Raw genomic sequence first — 17,772 nt, 5'->3', positions numbered from 1 at the left:
TGAGCCGCGTCACAGTGTAGCCCCCGTCTGGTCCCCCGGCTATCTTATAGAAGGTTTAACCCTTACAACATGGAGTGATGAGATGAGACAAGGCAAGACACTATTGTCAGTGGTCTTTGCCGGGATCGTTGCGTTCTTTAGCTTTTTCATGGCACCGGCGGCTCTAGCCGATGCGGAACCTGATGCTGAAGGCGGCGCCCCCGACGGTGAACTCTACGTCATCGGTACAGACACCACGTTTGCACCGTTTGAGTTCCGAGACCCTAATGGCGAATTGGTCGGCATTGATATTGATTTGATGAAGGCCGTCGCAGAAGACCAAGGTTTCCGAGTCGAATTCCGTTCGATGGGGTTCAACGCGGCCCTACAGGCGCTCAGCGCCAACCAGGTGGACGGGGTCATTGCTGGGGCTGGGATTACTGAGGAACGCCAAGAGATCTATGATTTCTCGGACCCGTATTTTACCGGTGAACTCACCGTGGCAGCACTCGAAGGTGCCGACATTTCCGGATGGGACGATCTCGAAGGCGAATCTGTGGCCGTAAAAACCGGTTCGTTGTCCGAAGAGTGGGCCCGGGAGATGCAAGAAGATTACGACTTCGAAATTAACGCGTTAGATCAGACCACCACAATGGTGGAGTCGGTCAAGTCCGGTCATGACACCGCACTCGTCGATGATCTGCCAATCATTGCCTATGGGATCCAGCAGGGCTCAGGTTTAGAGCTGGTCTCAGAACCCGAACCGACGGGCGACTACGGATTCTTAGTCAATAAGGGTGAAAACCAAGAGCTGCTGGAAATGTTCAACCAGGGCCTGGCCAACCTGCAGGAATCTGGGGAATACGATGAGATCTTAGCCGCGTATCTGGGCGATGAAGAGGCCGGGCCGGATGCGTCCACATTCTTGGGATTGCTCTCAACCTCGATGCCGGCGTTGCTCGTGGGGCTACAGAACACCCTGCTGATCACCGGTATTTCCTTTGCCATTGCGATGGCCCTGGGCCTGATGTTCGGTTTCATGAAGATCTCCACCAACATCCTCCTGCGCGGTATCTCGACCGCCTTCATCGCGATCTTCCGCGGTACGCCGGTGCTTGTGTGGGCGTTCTTCTTCTACTTCGGGTTGCCGCAGCTGATCAATACGCCCATCAATATCTGGGTGGCGGGTGCGCTCACCTTGTCGCTCAACGGGGCGGCATATATTGCCGAGATCGTGCGCGGTTCGGTCCAATCCGTGGATCCAGGACAGGCAGAAGCTGCGCGCTCACTGGCGATGACTCGCGGTCAGACCATGCGCAAGGTCGTCCTGCCGCAGGCATTCAAAATGATGACCCCGTCGCTGATTAACCAGTTGATCATCATGCTTAAAGATTCCTCCTTGCTCTTAGCCATCGGTTTTGGTGAGCTGTTGTACCAGGCACAGCAGATTTATGCGGCGAACTTCCGCACCACTGAAGTCCTACTGATCGTGGCCGCCATCTATTTCGTGGCCATTTGGCTGCTCACCTGGGTCGCAAACATTGTGGATAGAAGGGTAAATAAATAAATGACAAATCCAGAAACCTCGACTATTCCGTTGGTGACCGATGATGAGACCAACGTCATCCGCATCGAAAATCTGCATAAGAGCTTCGGCGAGCACGAAGTCCTGCGCGGGGTCAATGCTGAGGTCAAATCCGGTGAAGTTGTCTGTGTGATCGGTCCTTCGGGGTCCGGGAAGTCAACGCTGCTGCGGTGCATTAATGGCCTCGAAACCATCACCTCGGGCAATATTTGGCTCGGTGGCTACAACCTTTCGGACGAAAAAGTGGATCTCAATGAGGTCCGCAAGCACGTGGGCATGGTGTTCCAGCACTTCAACTTGTTCCCAAACATGACCGTGGTAGAAAACATCACGTTGGCACCGATCCAAGTCAAAAAATACAGCGATGACCGGGCACGCAAAGAAGCCTTGGAACTCTTGCGCAGGGTTGGACTCGAGGATAAAGCGGACGCTCGCCCAGCCTCGCTGTCGGGCGGCCAGAAACAGCGCGTGGCGATTGCTCGGGCATTGGCGATGAATCCCGAAATCATGCTCTTTGACGAAGCGACCTCAGCGCTGGACCCGGAGATGGTTGGCGAAGTGCTGGGCGTCATTCGCAGCCTGGCCGATGAAGGCATGACCATGGTGCTAGTCACCCACGAGATGGGCTTTGCTCGTGAAGTGGCCGACCGTGTGGCGTTCATCGATGCGGGTGTCATTCAGGAACACGGCTCACCAGAGGATATCTTTGGCGCCCCGAAATCGCCACGACTCAAAGACTTCCTCTCCAAGGTACTCTGACCACCACCTACCACGACAACGCCGCGGTCCCCACCCAGGAGGTTGGTGGCCGCGGCATTGTTATGTTCCGAAGACACGGGTTAGATAAGCGTTGGCGAAGACCCTGTTGGGGTCCAACTCGTCGCGCAATGCAAGAGCGTGATCCCAACACGGGTACAGCGTGGCCAGTTCCTGGGCCGTAAGGCTGTGAAGTTTTCCCCAGTGCGGTCGACCGCCTGCGGCCCGGAAGATGGGCTCGATTCGGGCAAAGTATTGCCGATGGTCTTGGCTGAAATGCTGGTGTACGGCGATGTAGCCGGTCCTGCGTCCATGGTTCGTGGCCAGCCAGGCCGTATCAGCGGCTGCCGAGCGGACTTCCATCGGATAAGTGCTGGAGATTTCGCCGCGGCGGTAGAGCTGGCGTAACTCAGCCAAGACTTCCGGGATGGCCGCAAAGGGGAGGGCGTATTCCATCTCATTAAACCGAACTCTGCGATCTGAGGTGAACGCGGTGGACCAGTGCGCCCGACGAGTACTACTCCCCCACCCCAGCGTCGCGAGACGGTTCAGGTGGGGAACCCACCCCGGCTTCACCCGTCCCAGCTGACAGATCCCAGCCAGGGTCATGTTCATGACGACTTCATCGACTGCGCGCTCGCGCAGTCGCGCCATCCGTGTTGGTCTGGTGTGGCTCACGGGTAACCGCGTAGATGCTTTCGTGATGACTTCGCGATCATGTCCGAACCAGAAGAACTCAAAGTGGTCATGGTCGGTGTTGAGATCATCCCAGTGCTCCAGCACCCAGTCGAGTTCGGCGTGCCGTTCCACCGTGTGCATGTCATAGGCAGGAACTAACTGGAGGGTCACCGTGGTGAGGATGCCAAAAGCGCCCAGGGTCACGCGCAGCGCATCCAGAAGCTCAGGGTGATGATCTTGTGAAACAGTGAGTACCTCACCGGTCCCGGTGATGAGTTCACAACCCACGACTTGGGAAGCTAACCCGCCAAAGGTCAGACCGGTGCCATGCGTTGAGGTCGAAATTGCCCCGGCGATGGATTGTCTGTTGATATCCCCCAGATTTTGTAATGCCAGTCCGGTATCGGCCAGCAGCTGGGGTATCTGCCAGAGGCGGGTGCCGGCACGCAGTGTGACCTGCCGGCGCACGGGATCCAGGGCGACCATGCCGGTGTAGCGCGATAAGTCCAGCTGAATATCGTCTGCTACGGCGATCCCGGTGAAGGAGTGACCGGCACCGATGGCCTTCATGCGGGATCCCTGTGCGATGGCTTCGCGCACCGCCCGTTGCAGCTGCGTGCTCGTCCAAGGTGTTTCTACCTTGGCGGGGGTTGCGCGTTGGAGTTTGGACCAGTTTGTCCAGGTGTATTTCATGGGGGCCTGTCTGGTCACAGCACAAAACCGTCGCCGCGATACGTGGTGACGGTGGCTGTGATGCGATGTTGAGTGACGAGATGGAAGTGGTTGACGTGTTCGGCCAGTTCCCCAGCTTTGGCATGACGAAACCAGATGCGCTGACCAATGTCCGGCACAGCTGACCCGGCAGCGTGCAACGGGGTCTGCACTTCACCGGCGCCTTCGGTTCTGGTGTAGTGCAGTCCGGACGGGTAGACGGGCAGCGGCAGACGGTCGGCGCCGGGGGTTCCAGAGGCGATCCACCCGCCACCCTGGACGGTGACGAACCCGGGTGCGGGATGGCGGGTGACGTCTAGGCCGAAAAAGGCCGCCGGCTCGGGGGTGAAGGTGTCATAGTGATCGAACAGGTGCGGGCCATAAATGCCAGACCCAGCGGCGACTTCGGTGACCGCGTCATCTGTGGCAGTGGATTCCAGCGAGCCGGTGCCCCCGCCGTTGACGAATTCCAGGTCCGGGAGACCACGGCTGGTCAGCACGCGTTGAGCGGCACGCACGAGGTGGCGGCGGCGAGCGCGCAATTCAGTGTTGGAAATGCGTTTGATGGCTGAGATGAGTGGGTTGTTATCGGTCACGCCGGCGATCTGGGCTTCGTAACCCATCAGCCCGACCAGCCGGAACATGTGGGTGGCGGTGATGTATTCGGCCGCGGCGGTTACGTGGTCAACGGTGTGGATGGGTGATCTGCGGGTCCCAATGTGCAGCGGACCTGCTCGCAACGACATATCGAGATCTAGGCACACGCGCACCGCAGCTACCCCGGTACCAAGGCGTCGAATGAACTGCAGCTGCTCTGGGTGATCGATCATCACCGTGATGGCTTGCAGCAGGTGTTCGGAGTCCAACAACTGGGTCAGTGCGTGGCGGTCTGTGGTGGGATAGGCGACCACCACGTCTTGGGCCACGCCGGTTTGGACCAACATGATAGCTTCACGGAGGCTGAAGGCTAACACTCCGGCGTATCCGGGGGTCGCGAGCAGGGCTGTGAGCACGCCGGTCGAGCGGAGAGATTTTGAGGCGATGCGCACCGGTTTACCACCAGCGCGCTGCACCAACGCATGAGCATTAGCAGACAGGGCGTGCAGGTCTAAGACAGCCACCGGTGCAGCAAGATGCTGACAGGCGGTAGCTAATCGGCGATGTTGGTCTCCAGGATTGGGCGTGTTGGGGCCCAAGAGGTCAAAGGCAGGTGCCATGCTGGCCTGCTACCGTGGTCTGTCAGTCTGGAAGCGGCGGGCGGCTTGCAGGTCGTTGGCCGGAATTTTCCCGGCCGACAGCAGCCGCCGAACGGCCCAGTGTGCCCAGGCAGGAACCGGCTGGGTGATGAGTTTGATTGTGTCGAAACGCGTGGATTTATCCAACACCGCACGTTGTTGGGTGAAGGTTTCCAGCGACCATTTGCCGTGGTAGTGGCCGGTGCCGGAGGCGCCAACGCCCCCGAACGGCAGGTGTGGCGTGGCAACGTGCATGACCGGGACGTTGATCCCGATCCCGCCGGCGACCACGCGTGGCAAGAAGTACTCTTTAAGGCTGGCCGATTCGGTAAACAGGTAGCAGGCCAACGGCTCCTCCCGCTGACGGATCCGGTCCAGGGCGTCATCGGGACCGGTGACAGAGATGATCGGGAGTACTGGGCCGAACAGCTCCCGCGACATGACCGCGTCGTGCTCGGCCACGTTGGTCACGACGGTCGGCTCGATATACCGCCGGGAGGCATCACTGGTGCCGCCGTGGATGATCGTTCCGCTGGTCTTGGCCAACAGGTCGGCTACTGATTGGGTGTGCTCGGGGGTGATCATACGCGGATAGTCGGGATTCGTTGCCGGATCAGTCCCAAACTGCCGTAGCAGTTCAGCAAGAATCGCTTCTCGTAGTTGCTCTGCGACGTCTTGGTGGACATAAATGTGGTTCGGGGCCACACAGGTTTGGCCCGCGTTGAAGAACTTGCCCCACACCAGTCGTGTCGCTGTGGTTTTGAGGTTGGCATCGTGATGAACGTAGACCGGTGATTGACCGCCAAGTTCCAGGGTGTAGTCAATATGCCGTTCGGCGCACGCCTGGGCGATGATCGAACCGACACGGGAGGAACCGGTAAAGAACACATAATTGGGACCGGCTTCGATCATCTCGTGGACGACCTCGGGTCCACCGGTGATAACTCGCACGGCATGCGGATCCAGGTACCGAGGAATCAGTTCGGCCAGGGCGGCTTCTACCGCTGTGCTAATTTCGGAAGGCTTGAGTACGACGGTATTGCCGGTGGCGACTGCACCGGCTAAGGGCGACAGCGACAGCATGACCGGGTAATTCCACGGGGAGATGACCAATACCGTGCCACGCGGTTCGTGTTCGATCCGCGACGTAGCTGGCCACAATGCCATCGGGGTGCGAACTCGTTGGGGTGTAGCCCAGTCGGCGGCGTGTTTGCGCAGCCACTTGATCTCTTCCAGCACCTGCCCGATTTCAGAAACCCAGGCTTCAAAACCGTTTTTGCCGAGGTCTTTTCGTAAGGCTGCTTCGAGGGTGTCAGCATGTTCCTCGAGCATACGCTGCAGAGCAGCGAGCTGACTCAACCGCCAACTCACACTGCGGGTGCGTCCGGTGGCGAAGATATGATTAAGGTCCTGAATGGTCGTGGCTGCGGTCATGAACCACCTTTCTAGGGTTTACCTCAGCGTACTGTTACTCCTGAGTAACACGCAACGTGACGCGACCAAGATCGCGATGTGCTTCGCAACGCGCCATCTTCTAGGGCACCGTTATTTCACGGTATCGATTGCTACTCCGCTGCCGGGCTTGAGCCGTAACCGCCGCCCCCGGCGGTCTGGATCGTAATGCCTTCGCCGGCTTGCACCTCAAACCTCGTCATCGATTCCCGATGCTCGTCACCGTCGGGGCCGTGTCGGATCACGCTGCCGGGTTTACCGTCGGCGCCACCGGCTAGTCCCCACGGCGCGGTGGTCACTCGAGAAGTGCCGGCTACTACTTGTGCTTTGCCGCGCGTCAAGGTGAGATGGCGGATCAGTCCGTCGCCGCCACGGTAGCGCCCATCGCCGCCGGTGTTTTCAGCGATTTGGTATGCCTCGACCCGCAGCGGGTATTCGCGTTCGATTACTTCACACGGGGTGTTGCGCGTGTTGGTCATATGGGTGTGGATCGCTGATGCACCATCCTGGTCGGGCATCGCACCCTGCCCACCGCCGTAGGTTTCCACATAGGAGAAGTATTGGCCCGTGGTTTCGTCGAATCCACCGATGGTCATAATCGACATAGACCCCGAGGAGGCCGCCGGAACCTGTTCGGGAGCGAACTCGTGAAATGCCCCCAGCAGCGCATCGACAATGCGCTGGGAGGTTTGAATATTGCCGTTGGCCACCGGGGCGGGAAATTTCGCTGCGACCAATGATCCTTCTCGGGTGGTGACGCTGATGGGTTCCATCAGCCCGGCATTTGAGGGCAGGGTCGGGTCCGTGAGCAGTTTGATCACATAGGCCACACAGCCCTCGGTGACTGCCCAAGAACAGTTCACGGCTCCGTCCACCTGATCGTCGGTGGCGATAAAGTCGACGAACAACTCGTCGCCGGAGACTTCGACCGTCACCGTGATCGCCACATCGCGTTGTTGATTTCCGTCGTGTTCCAAAGAATCGGTAAATGTCCCAGTACCATCGGGCAGTTGTTCGATCGCCGCCCGGGTCCGGCGGGCCGCATACCCGACCAGAGCATGGGTCGATTGCGCGAATCGCTCAGCGCCCCATTCTTCGAGGAGTTCATGGATGCGGCGCTCGCCTAACCGGTTCGCGGCCACCTGGGCCATAATGTCACCGCGGGTTTTATCTTGGGTCCGAATATTGGCCAGCATGACGGACAGGAGCTCCTGGCGCAATGTGCCTTGGGAGAAGAGCTTGACCGGGGGAACACGAACCCCCTCCTGGAAAATTTCGGTGGCATGAGTCGCCATAGAACCCGGGGTGATACCACCAACATCGACGTGGTGGGCCATATTGGCCACGACAGCGATCAATTCGTCCTGCCAGAAGACCGGCGTGATGACACACATGTCCGGCAAATGTGACCCACCCAAATACGGATTGTTGGTGATCAGCACGTCACCTTCAACGAGGCGATCAGCGCCGTAGGTCGCCAGGGCGTTTTTGATCATCGTCGGCATGAGCCCCAGGTGGAGCGGAATGTGTTCGGCTTGTGAGATCAACATGCCATCAGGGCCGTAGATACCGGCTGAGCAGTCGCGCCGGTCTTTGATATTAGGTGAATAACTGGTCTGGATCAGTGCGGTGCCGACCTCTTCGGAAATGGACTCTAGCCGGTTCCGGGCGATTTCCAGTTCGACCGGGTTTAGCGCTGCGGTCTCCATACTCACTCCTGTTCCTGGGCCGGGCGAAGGTGTAAGAAGTCGTAGGTATCGTTGTGCGCGACTTGGTCTGGGCGCACGTAAATGGTCGAGTCGAACTGTTCGATCACGGCTGGTCCGGTGATGACGGTGCCGTCACCGAAGGTAGCCCGGTCATAAATGGGCACTTGACGCCAGGCGCCGTCGATATACACCTCGCGGTGGCGCTGCGGAGTGACCTCGGCGTCAATGCTGGCCACAGATTCGAGTTCCCCGTGTTCTAACGGCTGAGTGACTACCAGTCGGGCGACTACGATCTCCATGAGCGCATCCGGGTCGGCGAAACCATAGTTGGCTTCGTGGGCGTGTTCAAAGATCTCGCGCTGGCGCTCCCAGTCCTCATCCCAGGGAACCGTCAACTCGTAAGACTGGCCAATGTACCGGGCATCAACGAGCTGTTCGAAGTGCGTTTCAGCTTCCGGGTGGTCCAGATCCTCACGAGCCGTTGCCTGCATGGCTTCGAATGTCCCGGAAAGGTCGGCCAGCGCTGCAGCGGCGCGGGCGTCGACACTGGTGGCGTAGTCATGTCGAATCGGGGCATCAAGCATCCCGACCGCCGAAGCGATCCCAGGTCGCGGCGGAATGACCGCCGATTGCATGTTGAGCTCATGGGCAAGATCAGCTCCGTGCAGCGGACCGGCACCGCCGAAGGCCATGAGGTCGCAGGTGCGAAGGTCCACTCCACGTTCGACCGAAACTTTGCGGATGCCACGGGCCATGGTTGCGGTGATAACTCGAAGGATGCCTTCGGCGGTGTCTTCTGCCGATAAGCCCAGCTGCTGTCCCCAGTCTGACATTGCCTCGTGGGCTGCTTGCACATCGAGACTGAACTCACCGCCAAGCAGCTCATCACCCAGGCGGCCCAGTACGGCGTGAGCATCCGTGACCGTCAGTTCAGTGCCACCGCGCTGGTAGCTGATCGGACCGGGCTCGGCGCCGGCGGAATGGGGTCCAACACGGAGTCCCCCGCCAGAATCTAACCATGCAATGGAACCGCCACCGGCTCCGATCGTATGGACGTCCACCGAAGGCAGCTTGAGGGGAAGGCCGGCTATTTCTGAGGAGAGTGTCTCGTCGGGGATCCCGTCACGGATAAGCGCGATGTCGGTTGAGGTCCCACCGATATCAAACGACACCACGCGCGGCAGTCCCAGGTGTTTGGCCCAGTTGGCGGCACCGACCACTCCCCCGGCCAGCCCGGATAATACGGTTCGTGCCGGATGCTGCGCAGCGTCATCAGGGCTGAGCAACCCACCGGAGGATTGCATAATGCGCCATTTGGTGTTGACGCCGGCTTGTTCGAGGCCTTGTTCGAGACGCTGGATATAGCTGGATATTCGCGGGGCGACATAAGCATTGATCGCTGCGGTGGAGGTCCGCTCGTACTCCCGCATCTCAGCGGTGACGTCAGTTGCGGCTACCACGTGATCGGCCACGCCGAGGTCGGCGATCAGGTCTGCGGCGCGTTGTTCGTGGGCAGGGTTGACGTAAGCGTTGAGAAACGACACGACGACCACATCAAGTTGTTGGTCTCGCAAGGGTTCCACAGCGTCGCGCAGGGCTGCCTCGTCGAGCTCAACCAGGATGTTTCCCTCGGCATCCATGCGTTGGATCGCTTCGACGATCGCAGCGCGCGGGATCAACGGTTCGGGACGACGTTGATGTTGGTCATAGATTGATGGTCTGGCTTGATGAGCTATCGCCAGGACGTCCCGGAACCCACTGGTCGTGACCATACCGACACGGGCGCCATCCCGGGTGATGACGGTGTTGGTGGCAACCGTGCTGCCGTGTACAAATCGAGTGAGTTCCTGCGGGGTGCGATCGATTCGTTCAAGCGCACCGTGAACCCCATCAATGACCGCTTGGTTCGGTGCCTGCGGCGTGGAGGGGAGCTTCCAGACATGCATCGTGCCATCGGTGGTTCGAACGGCCACATCCGTGAACGTTCCTCCCGTATCGATGGCCATGTGCAGCTGCTCGTCTGGTTGACTCATGATCACTCGGTCACGCCCTTCTACGTTGACGCTGTCGGCTGGTACATCTTAGATCGTAGCGTGACATGTGCCGCAATGAGAGGGTTCCATCACTGTCTTCGTACCTTGGTGGCCCGGTCCACTCTGACTTAACGCAAAAAACATCCGCCAGCGCAATGCTGACGGATGTCTTTTGTAAAACTGTTGGCGAGTTAACGCTTCGAGTATTGTGGCGCTTTACGGGCCTTCTTGAGACCGGCCTTCTTGCGCTCAACTGCACGAGCGTCACGAGTCAGGAAGCCAGCTTTCTTCAGCGGGCCGCGGTTGTTCTCGCGATCGATTTCGTTCAGTGCACGAGCAATGCCCAGACGGACCGCACCGGCTTGACCGGAAGGGCCGCCACCGTGCACGAGCGCGATGACGTCGTAGGCGCCTTCGAGTTCAAGTACACGGAATGGGTCATTGACTTCCTGCTGGTGCAGTTTGTTCGGGAAGTACGCGTCGAGTTCGCGACCGTTGATCTTCCAGGTACCGGTACCTGGAATGAGACGGACACGAGCGATGGCGCGTTTGCGACGGCCAACGGCCTGACCGGATTGGGTCAGCGCTGGGCGTTCAGCAACTTCTTCAGTTGTAACGGTGGTATCAGATTCCGAGGTGTAGCTGGTCAGCTCCTGGTCCTCAGTGATCTCATTGACGTTTTCAGTCATGGGTTCTCCTTGAACTCAGGGCTTACTGGGCGACCTGGTCGATGATAAATTCTTTTGGCTGCTGGGCAGCGTGCGGGTGATCAGAACCTTCGTAAACCTTCAGTTTCTTGAACATCTGGTCAGCGATGCGGTTCTTCGGCAGCATACCCTTGACAGCTTTTTCTACGGCGCGAACTGGGTTTTTCTCCAGCAGTTCGGCGTAAGTCGTCGAGGTCAAGCCACCCGGGTAACCAGAGTGACGGTATGCTTTTTTCTGCTCAAGCTTCGCGCCGGTCAAAGCAACTTTGTCGGCGTTAGTGATGATCACGAAATCGCCCATGTCCATGTGTGGGGCAAAAGTGGGCTTGTGCTTGCCGCGCAGCAGCGTTGCCACCTGGCTGGCAAGACGCCCTAGCACCACATCGGTGGCGTCAATGACGTGCCATTGACGATCTACGTCGTCTGGCGTTGGTGTAAACGTACGCACTATGTTTAGCCTTCGTATGTCGGGTTCGGTCAGCAATATATCGCACGGCCGTGAGATTCAGTTGCGCGACATTGCTGTTAAGTTGACAGTGCATCTCCGGTACACCAGGTGAGGGCTGGCGTGAAGCCGGGTCCGATCTTCCCGGTGCCGCAACGACCCATCGACGATGCAACGACGTCAGGCCCTGCTGCGCTTGCGATCCGGGAGGACACGCACAACAGCTACCCATAATACTACGGATCGGCCTCAGTGACCAAATCGCGTCGAGTTCTTGGTCACTACAGTATCTTCGACGAGTCCGTGAACAGGCTTCGACGAGGTCAGATATCGGCGATCACGAGTTTTTTCATACGCAGCATGTTCGCATAGGCACCCGGATGCTGCATGAGCTGATCCATCTGCCGTGGCACGATCTGCCAGGACACCCCGAACCGATCTTTGCACCAGCCACACTGTTCGGCCTCGGGTACCGCCGACAGCGCCTCCCAGTAGTAGTCGATTTCTGCCTAGTCTTCACACGCCACCAGCAGCGAGATCGCTTCGGTGAACGTGGCATCTTGGTCCACGGCTGAGTCCATGGCCATAAACCATTGCCCATCGAGCGTGAAATCACTGAACATCAACGACGTTGTGGTGGCGGGGCCTGTCGGTTCGCGATAGCGGAACTGCGCACCTATGGATGAGTTCGGAAACACCTGGGTCCAATATTCGATCGCTTCAGCCGCGAGGTTCTGGTGGACCCCACCAAAGAGGAAGGCCGGCATGATAAATGGCCGCGGGTCACCTTCTGGATCCGTGAGGATCAGCTGCCACGACACACCATAACGGTCTTGGACCCACCCGTAGCGGCGACTGAATGCATACTCCTGCAGTGGCATCAGCGTCTGCCCACCAGCCAAGAGCCGATGCCAGAGCGCATCGAGGTCAGCGCGTGCTGCGTCAGTATCCACGTATTGCAAGGGATCAAAGTTGAGCGTGAAAGAGATCGCCGGGGTCGGGGTAAATTGTTCGCCGGCATTGATTGCTGTCAGCCGGAACCCGCGCAGCGAGAAGTCCGATACCAACAACTGGCCGGCGAAATCGCGCTGGAACTCCGGAAGTCCGGTTTCCGGATAGGACACCGTTTTGAGTATTTTAGAACCTCTGCCGAAAGTCTCAAGATAATGTTCCACAGCTTCCCCGGCGGTGCCCTGAAACCAAATATTGGGAGTAATCCTGGGTGTCGTCACCATGACAACATTTTTTCAGCTGCTGGGGGCTCTCTCCTATGTGTCCGGTACAAAGATTCTTCCATCGCTAGTCGTCACGCGAAGGTGGTGCTGCCGATTGTTCACACGGGTAACGAGTCGGTGAGCGCTCTGGACTGTCAAGTGGTGCGATAGAGTTGTATCGGTCGGCCTGCTGCGTGCCGACTAGAAGGAAGCACCGTGGAATTACGTCAACTTGAATACTTCATGGCTGTGGCCGAAGAATTGCACTTTGGTCGCGCCGCCGCTCGGTTACACATTTCCCAACCTCCCCTAACCGTGCACATCAAACGGTTGGAAGAAGAGCTGGGGGTGACGTTATTTGACCGCACGTCCCGTCGAGTGTCGCTGACGGCCGAGGGAGCTCGGTTTCAGGATCTGATCCGGCCCATTTTGCAGGACCTTGACGAGGCAGTCGAAGACATCCGAGAAATCAAGGCAGGACGTCGCGGCCGAGTCCGAGTCGGGTTCGTCTCCTCCGCAAGTTATGAGCTCATCCCAGCTGGGGTCCGTGATGTACGCCTGCAGCATCCCGGTATCCAACTGGACCTGCAGCCAATGGCCACCGGTGAGCAAGTCGAAGCGTTACTGGAAAACCGCCTGGATATCGGCATCATGCGCGATGCACCATTACAGTCTGGGCTCCAGTTCACCACGCTGTTGACTGAACAAATGGTCGCCGTGTTGCCATCGAACCATGGACTCGCCAGCCAAGAGGCCGTGTCCCCGGAAGATCTCATCAAACTTCCGCTGGTGCTCTTCCCGTATCAGTCGATGCCGGGCTATGTCACCAATATTATGGAAATCTTCCACCATCTGGGTCACCCGCCGCGAGTCGTGCAACGCGCAGTGAACCAGGAAAACGTGATGGGTCTGGTTGCCGCCGGCGTCGGCGCTTCGATTTTACCGGCATCATTTTCGTCGTTCTCGTTCCCCGGGGTGGTCACCACCCCCATCACTTCCCGGCCCACGACCCGGCTCGAGCTGGTGACGGACCAGCAAGAGGTCACCGCCAATACAGCCGCGGTTGTGGCCGTTATTTCTGATGCCGCAGCGCGGATTAGCCGGAAGTCTGCTGCGAAGTAGTCCGCCTGGCTCGGGTTTGGGCAGCGCGGGCCGCGACCTGGTCATCGGGTGGATACTCCACCCCCTCCAGCACCAGCCCGTGGGCTGGGGCCAGACTCATATAGGAATCCCGAACGGGCTCAGCCAGTCTGTCGCGCAACCAGCCTGGTGCACGTGTGCCGTCGCCGACTTGGAGCAGCGCACCGACCAGGGCCCGCACCATGTGATGACAAAACGCGTCGGCACGTAACCGCACGCTCAAGGTATCTGCGGTGGTCTCCAGCTCGAAGTGCTGCAGGGTACGCAGCGTGGTTGCCCCGGGTCGAGGTTTGCAAAACGAACCAAAGTCATACAGACCGTGAAGCCCGGCGATTTCTGCGGCCATGAGGTCAATGTTGAGTGGCTTGCGGTGATGATATGTGAAATGCCGGGTGAGCGGGTCGGGATCGTTGGCTGCGATCCGGTACCGGTAGCTGCGCGAGAGCGCTGAGAACCTGGCGTCAAAGCCGGGCGGGGCGATGCGGGCCTGCAGGATTCGAATCGCCCCATCCTCACGGGCAAGGACACCATTGAGCTTGGAGACCATCGCAGCTTCGGCCGGGCGTTCAGGGCTGTTGCCGGGTAGCTTCTCCCAAAGACTTACGGGCACGTCACAGTGGATGACCTGTCTGGCGGCATGGACGCCGGCATCGGTCCGTCCAGCCACAGTAACTGAGATCGGCTCACGAAAAATTGTTGCCAGTCCGGTTTCGATCGCATCTTGGACGGTCGGTAAACCGGGTTGGGTGGCCCAACCGTGATAGTCAGTCCCGTCGTAGGCCAGATCGATCCTGATACGGTGTGTGGCGGTGTCGTGCATAGCTGTCAGTGTAGTCGGTGACCGAGATATTAAAACATCAAGCCCCGCACAGTGGCGGGGCTTGATGTTTAGAAGAGTCTCAGCGACTTATTTGTTTTCCTCTTCGGCCTTTTCGGCGTCGTCGGAAGTTGCTTGGGTCTCTTCTTCAGTTGCAGCAGTATCTTCAACCTGGGCTTCGTCAGCTTCGGTCGATTCAACTACAGTGTCTTCGGATGCAGCTTCGGCGACACCTTCTGCTTCAGCAATAACAGCCTGTTTTGGCGAAACTGGTTCCATGACCAATTCAATGACTGCCATGGGGGCGTTGTCGCCGGAGCGGTTGCCGATCTTGGTGATGCGGGTGTAGCCGCCTTCACGCTGTGCCATGGCTGGGCCGATAACGGTGAACAGCTCGTGCACAACGGATTTGTTGGTGCGCGAGTTGCCGGCGATTAGGCCCTGTACTTTGCGGCGTGAAGCAAGATCGCCTTGCTTAGCGTAGGTGACCAGACGTTCTGCATATGGCTGGAGGCGCTTGGCCTTGGTGAGCGTGGTCTTGATGGACTTGTGCTCGAACAGGCTCACCGACAGGTTAGCCAGCATACGACGCTGGTGTGCCGGTCCGCCGCCCAGGCGCGGTCCTTTTGTTGGGGTAGGCATGAATTCTCCTTGTATGATCTCCCGGCGTTTGGGCCGAGAGTCAGTGGTTCAGATAGGTCTTAGAGTCCGTACTCGTTTGACTCCTGGGAGTCAAAGGGCGAGTCGAAGTTCCCCGGCCCGCCGTCTTTCAACGACAGTCCGAGTTCATCAAGTTTCTCTTTGACTTCGTCGATGGATTTGGCACCGAAGTTGCGGATGTCCATCAGATCGGTCTCGGAGCGTGCAACAAGTTCACCAACGGTGTTGATGCCTTCGCGCTTGAGGCAGTTATAAGACCGTACCGTCAGTTCCAGGTCTTCTACCGGTAGTGCAAGATCTGCTGCAACACTGGTATCGACCGGCGAGGGGCCAACTTCGATACCTTCTGCTTCGACATTGAGTTCGCGTGCCAGACCAAATAGTTCAACCAGGGTGGAACCCGCAGAGGCCAGAGCATCGCGGGGTGCCATGGATGGTTTGGTTTCCACATCGATGGTCAGCTTGTCGAAGTCGGTGCGCTGTTCAACACGAGTCGCATCAACTTTGAAGGTGACCACCATGACTGGTGAGTAGATGGAGTCGACTGGGATCCGGCCGATTTCAGCATCTGGGGATTTGTTCTGGGCTGCTGTGACATAGCCACGACCACGTTCAATGGTCAGTTCCATGTCGAATTTGCCCTTTTCGTTCAGGGTGGCGATGTGCAGGTCCGGGTTGTGGACCTCGACACCGGCCGGTGGTGTGATGTCTGCTGCGGTCACGACACCGGGGCCCTGCTTGCGCAGGTAAGCAACGACTGGCTCGTCGTGGTGGGATGAGACCGATAGTTGCTTGACGTTCAAGATGACTTCAGTGACGTCTTCTTTTACACCCTGGATGGTGGTGAACTCGTGCAGTACCTGGTCAATCCGAACCGAGGTGACAGCAGCACCTGGGATCGAGGACAGCAGGGTACGACGCAGCGAGTTGCCGAGGGTGTAACCGAAACCTGGCTCCAGTGGTTCGATAACGAACCGGGAACGGGTTTCTGATACGGGTTCTTCAGTCAACGTGGGGCGCTGTGCAATGAGCACTGACATTTCCTTTCGGCGCGATCCGCCATTTGATGCGCGCAGTTGGGGGAAACGAGGGAAAAATTTCTGGTGTTATCCGCAACCGGTGGCCAACATGGCTGTCGACCTGGTCGCGGTGTGCTCAAAAGCCTTAGACGCGACGACGTTTAGCCGGGCGTGCACCGTTGTGCGCAACTGGAGTGACGTCCGAAATGGAGCCAACTTCCAGGCCGGCGGCCTGCAGCGAACGAATCGCGGTTTCGCGACCGGAGCCTGGGCCTTTGACGAAGACGTCGACTTTACGCATCCCGTGTTCTTGGGCGCGCTTGGCAGCATGCTCAGCCGCGGTTTGAGCAGCAAACGGGGTCGATTTACGGGAACCTTTGAAACCCATCTCTCCGGCAGAAGCCCAAGAGATCACAGCACCGGTGGTATCGGTGATGGACACGATGGTGTTGTTGAAGGTTGATTTAATGTGGGCTTGGCCCTGAGTAATATTCTTCTTGGAGCGACGTCCCTTACGTGGGGCCGCACCGCGTGGCTTTGCCATAGAATGCTCTCCTACAAAAAGCTTGGATTAGTAATACTTGGTGGGACGAGAAGTTACTTCTTGCGTCCTGCAACAGTCTTCTTCGGGCCCTTACGGGTACGTGCGTTGTTCTTGGTGCGCTGACCGCGGACTGGTAGACCACGACGGTGGCGCAGACCTTGGTAAGAACCAATTTCGACTTTGCGACGAATGTCTGCTGCAACTTCACGGCGGAGGTCACCTTCAACCTGAAGGTTGCCTTCGATGTAGTCGCGCAGTTTCACCATTTCGTCATCAGATAGATCTTTGACGCGAGTGCTCGCGTCAATGCCGGTCGCTTCCAGAATTTGGGTTGCGCGGCTGTTGCCAACACCATAAATGTAGGTGAGAGCGATGACGACACGCTTTTCACGTGGAATATCAACGCCTGCTAGACGTGCCATATGGCCGTTCTCCTGTTCTTTATGACAAAGGTCTTCGACAACACGTCCTTACCCGGGAATAATTTCCGGCCAGGCGGTGCAATGCGAGATGTGAAGAACTCGACACATCTGCGACACTGTCCTTACCTGGCGGATAAGTCTTCGGCCTTTGTCTTGTCCGAAGGTTGAGTTAATACTCTGTGTTGCCGCGGCCCGTTGGTGGGCCTAATTACACTTGCGCTGGGCCTTAGCCCTGGCGCTGTTTGTGGCGTGGGTTAGAGCAGATCACCATGACATTGCCGTGGCGGCGAATGACTTTGCAGTCATCGCAGATCCGCTTCACGCTTGGCTGAACCTTCACAGGGTTCCTCCTTGAGCGTTCCAGAGGTGGATGGGTTTATTTGTAGCGGTAGACGATACGGCCTCGTTCAAGGTCGTATGGGCTAAGCTCGACCACCACACGGTCTTCTGGCAGGATGCGAATATAGTGTTGACGCATTTTGCCGGAAATGGTGGCAAGCACGATGTGGTCGTTATCTAGCCGGACCCGGAACATTGCGTTTGGTAACGCTTCTGAAACGGTTCCTTCAACTTCAATGACGCCTTCTTTTTTAGCCATGTCCTCCACAATCTGTTGTCTTCTGTCACCGCACTGGATCGATACCGATCATGGCAATTCCAAAAGCA

The 17,772-nt window shown here is 58.2% G+C and carries 17 protein-coding genes and 1 pseudogene; 3 read left to right on the top strand and 15 right to left on the bottom strand.

All coding sequences use genetic code 11. From position 1 onward, the window contains the following. Window positions 1–82 precede the first annotated feature (82 nt). Together J2S62_RS03765 and J2S62_RS03760 are read left to right on the top strand one after the other, a co-directional pair. The gene (locus J2S62_RS03765) at window positions 83–1,546 is read left to right on the top strand and encodes an ABC transporter substrate-binding protein/permease (RefSeq protein WP_310171558.1); all 1,464 of its coding nucleotides are present in this window, start codon (window positions 83–85) and stop codon (window positions 1,544–1,546) included. Then, window positions 1,547–2,323, top strand: coding sequence for an amino acid ABC transporter ATP-binding protein (locus J2S62_RS03760; protein WP_310171555.1), 777 nt, complete (start codon window positions 1,547–1,549; stop codon window positions 2,321–2,323). A 60-nt stretch (window positions 2,324–2,383) separates the two neighbouring features. On the opposite strand, the gene J2S62_RS03755 is transcribed toward J2S62_RS03760, so the two are convergent. The 8 genes and pseudogenes from J2S62_RS03755 to J2S62_RS03720 form a co-directional block, all read right to left on the bottom strand. Next, a complete protein-coding gene (locus J2S62_RS03755; RefSeq protein WP_310171553.1) occupies window positions 2,384–3,691 on the bottom strand; it encodes a D-arabinono-1,4-lactone oxidase in 1,308 nt (435 codons plus the stop codon). A gap of 14 nt (window positions 3,692–3,705) precedes the next feature. Next, on the bottom strand, window positions 3,706–4,926 hold the full coding sequence (locus J2S62_RS03750) for an alanine racemase (RefSeq protein ID WP_310171551.1): 1,221 nt from the start codon (window positions 4,924–4,926) through the stop codon (window positions 3,706–3,708). A gap of 9 nt (window positions 4,927–4,935) precedes the next feature. Next, window positions 4,936–6,378, bottom strand: a complete 1,443-nt coding sequence (locus J2S62_RS03745; protein WP_310171548.1) for an aldehyde dehydrogenase family protein — start codon at window positions 6,376–6,378, stop codon at window positions 4,936–4,938. A gap of 131 nt (window positions 6,379–6,509) precedes the next feature. Further along, a complete protein-coding gene (locus J2S62_RS03740) occupies window positions 6,510–8,105 on the bottom strand; it encodes a hydantoinase B/oxoprolinase family protein (protein ID WP_310171545.1) in 1,596 nt (531 codons plus the stop codon). Between the two features lie 2 nt (window positions 8,106–8,107). Beyond that, window positions 8,108–10,138 (bottom strand): hydantoinase/oxoprolinase family protein, encoded by a 2,031-nt coding sequence (locus tag J2S62_RS03735; protein WP_310171542.1) that lies wholly within the window; start codon window positions 10,136–10,138, stop codon window positions 8,108–8,110. A 191-nt stretch (window positions 10,139–10,329) separates the two neighbouring features. Then, window positions 10,330–10,827, bottom strand: a complete 498-nt coding sequence (rpsI, locus tag J2S62_RS03730) for a 30S ribosomal protein S9 (RefSeq protein ID WP_310171540.1) — start codon at window positions 10,825–10,827, stop codon at window positions 10,330–10,332. 22 nt (window positions 10,828–10,849) lie between these two features. Continuing rightward, the gene (gene rplM / locus J2S62_RS03725; protein WP_310171538.1) at window positions 10,850–11,293 is read right to left on the bottom strand and encodes a 50S ribosomal protein L13; all 444 of its coding nucleotides are present in this window, start codon (window positions 11,291–11,293) and stop codon (window positions 10,850–10,852) included. Between the two features lie 320 nt (window positions 11,294–11,613). Further along, window positions 11,614–12,525: pseudogene (locus J2S62_RS03720) on the bottom strand (VOC family protein). Between the two features lie 195 nt (window positions 12,526–12,720). On the opposite strand from J2S62_RS03720, the gene J2S62_RS03715 reads away from it, so the two are divergent. Beyond that, window positions 12,721–13,626, top strand: coding sequence for a LysR family transcriptional regulator (locus tag J2S62_RS03715; protein WP_310171536.1), 906 nt, complete (start codon window positions 12,721–12,723; stop codon window positions 13,624–13,626). Here J2S62_RS03715 and truA read toward each other — a convergent pair. The 7 genes from truA to infA form a co-directional block, all read right to left on the bottom strand. Continuing rightward, entirely contained in the window at window positions 13,601–14,464 is an 864-nt protein-coding gene (gene truA, locus J2S62_RS03710) for a tRNA pseudouridine(38-40) synthase TruA (RefSeq protein ID WP_310171534.1), read from the bottom strand. The genes J2S62_RS03715 and truA overlap by 26 nt on opposite strands. Window positions 14,465–14,551: 87 nt before the next feature. Then, window positions 14,552–15,103 carry a 50S ribosomal protein L17 gene (rplQ, locus tag J2S62_RS03705; protein ID WP_310171532.1) on the bottom strand — a complete coding sequence of 184 codons (552 nt, stop codon included), beginning with the start codon at window positions 15,101–15,103 and terminating at the stop codon, window positions 14,552–14,554. 59 nt (window positions 15,104–15,162) lie between these two features. Beyond that, a complete protein-coding gene (locus tag J2S62_RS03700; protein ID WP_310171530.1) occupies window positions 15,163–16,155 on the bottom strand; it encodes a DNA-directed RNA polymerase subunit alpha in 993 nt (330 codons plus the stop codon). Window positions 16,156–16,285: 130 nt separating this feature from the next. Beyond that, the gene (gene rpsK, locus J2S62_RS03695; protein ID WP_141868301.1) at window positions 16,286–16,684 is read right to left on the bottom strand and encodes a 30S ribosomal protein S11; all 399 of its coding nucleotides are present in this window, start codon (window positions 16,682–16,684) and stop codon (window positions 16,286–16,288) included. Window positions 16,685–16,737: 53 nt separating this feature from the next. Further along, window positions 16,738–17,106 (bottom strand): 30S ribosomal protein S13, encoded by a 369-nt coding sequence (gene rpsM / locus J2S62_RS03690; RefSeq protein ID WP_310171527.1) that lies wholly within the window; start codon window positions 17,104–17,106, stop codon window positions 16,738–16,740. 226 nt (window positions 17,107–17,332) lie between these two features. After that, window positions 17,333–17,446 carry a 50S ribosomal protein L36 gene (gene rpmJ, locus J2S62_RS03685; RefSeq protein WP_082911783.1) on the bottom strand — a complete coding sequence of 38 codons (114 nt, stop codon included), beginning with the start codon at window positions 17,444–17,446 and terminating at the stop codon, window positions 17,333–17,335. A 36-nt stretch (window positions 17,447–17,482) separates the two neighbouring features. Then, window positions 17,483–17,704 carry a translation initiation factor IF-1 gene (gene infA / locus J2S62_RS03680; RefSeq protein ID WP_082911812.1) on the bottom strand — a complete coding sequence of 74 codons (222 nt, stop codon included), beginning with the start codon at window positions 17,702–17,704 and terminating at the stop codon, window positions 17,483–17,485. Between the last annotated feature and the right edge of the window lie 68 nt (window positions 17,705–17,772).

It is taken from the genome of Enteractinococcus fodinae, assembly GCF_031458395.1.
GTDB classification, from domain to species: Bacteria; Actinomycetota; Actinomycetes; order Actinomycetales; family Micrococcaceae; genus Yaniella; species Yaniella fodinae.
Note: the sequence above shows the minus strand (reverse complement) of the source record. Positions and strands in the feature narration are given on the sequence as shown.

Bases quoted from the DNA above. Each gene is read 5' to 3' on its own strand.
- J2S62_RS03765 (WP_310171558.1), top strand. From the start codon at position 83: ATGAGACAAGGCAAGACACTATTGTCAGTGGTCTTTGCCGGGATCGTT.
- J2S62_RS03760 (WP_310171555.1), top strand. From the start codon at position 1,547: ATGACAAATCCAGAAACCTCGACTATTCCGTTGGTGACCGATGATGAG.
- J2S62_RS03755 (WP_310171553.1), bottom strand. From the start codon at position 3,691: ATGAAATACACCTGGACAAACTGGTCCAAACTCCAACGCGCAACCCCC.
- J2S62_RS03750 (WP_310171551.1), bottom strand. From the start codon at position 4,926: ATGGCACCTGCCTTTGACCTCTTGGGCCCCAACACGCCCAATCCTGGA.
- J2S62_RS03745 (WP_310171548.1), bottom strand. From the start codon at position 6,378: ATGACCGCAGCCACGACCATTCAGGACCTTAATCATATCTTCGCCACC.
- J2S62_RS03740 (WP_310171545.1), bottom strand. From the start codon at position 8,105: ATGGAGACCGCAGCGCTAAACCCGGTCGAACTGGAAATCGCCCGGAAC.
- J2S62_RS03735 (WP_310171542.1), bottom strand. From the start codon at position 10,138: ATGAGTCAACCAGACGAGCAGCTGCACATGGCCATCGATACGGGAGGA.
- rpsI (WP_310171540.1), bottom strand. From the start codon at position 10,827: ATGACTGAAAACGTCAATGAGATCACTGAGGACCAGGAGCTGACCAGC.
- truA (WP_310171534.1), bottom strand. From the start codon at position 14,464: ATGCACGACACCGCCACACACCGTATCAGGATCGATCTGGCCTACGAC.
- rplQ (WP_310171532.1), bottom strand. From the start codon at position 15,103: ATGCCTACCCCAACAAAAGGACCGCGCCTGGGCGGCGGACCGGCACAC.
- rpsK (WP_141868301.1), bottom strand. From the start codon at position 16,684: ATGGCAAAGCCACGCGGTGCGGCCCCACGTAAGGGACGTCGCTCCAAG.
- rpsM (WP_310171527.1), bottom strand. From the start codon at position 17,106: ATGGCACGTCTAGCAGGCGTTGATATTCCACGTGAAAAGCGTGTCGTC.
- infA (WP_082911812.1), bottom strand. From the start codon at position 17,704: ATGGCTAAAAAAGAAGGCGTCATTGAAGTTGAAGGAACCGTTTCAGAA.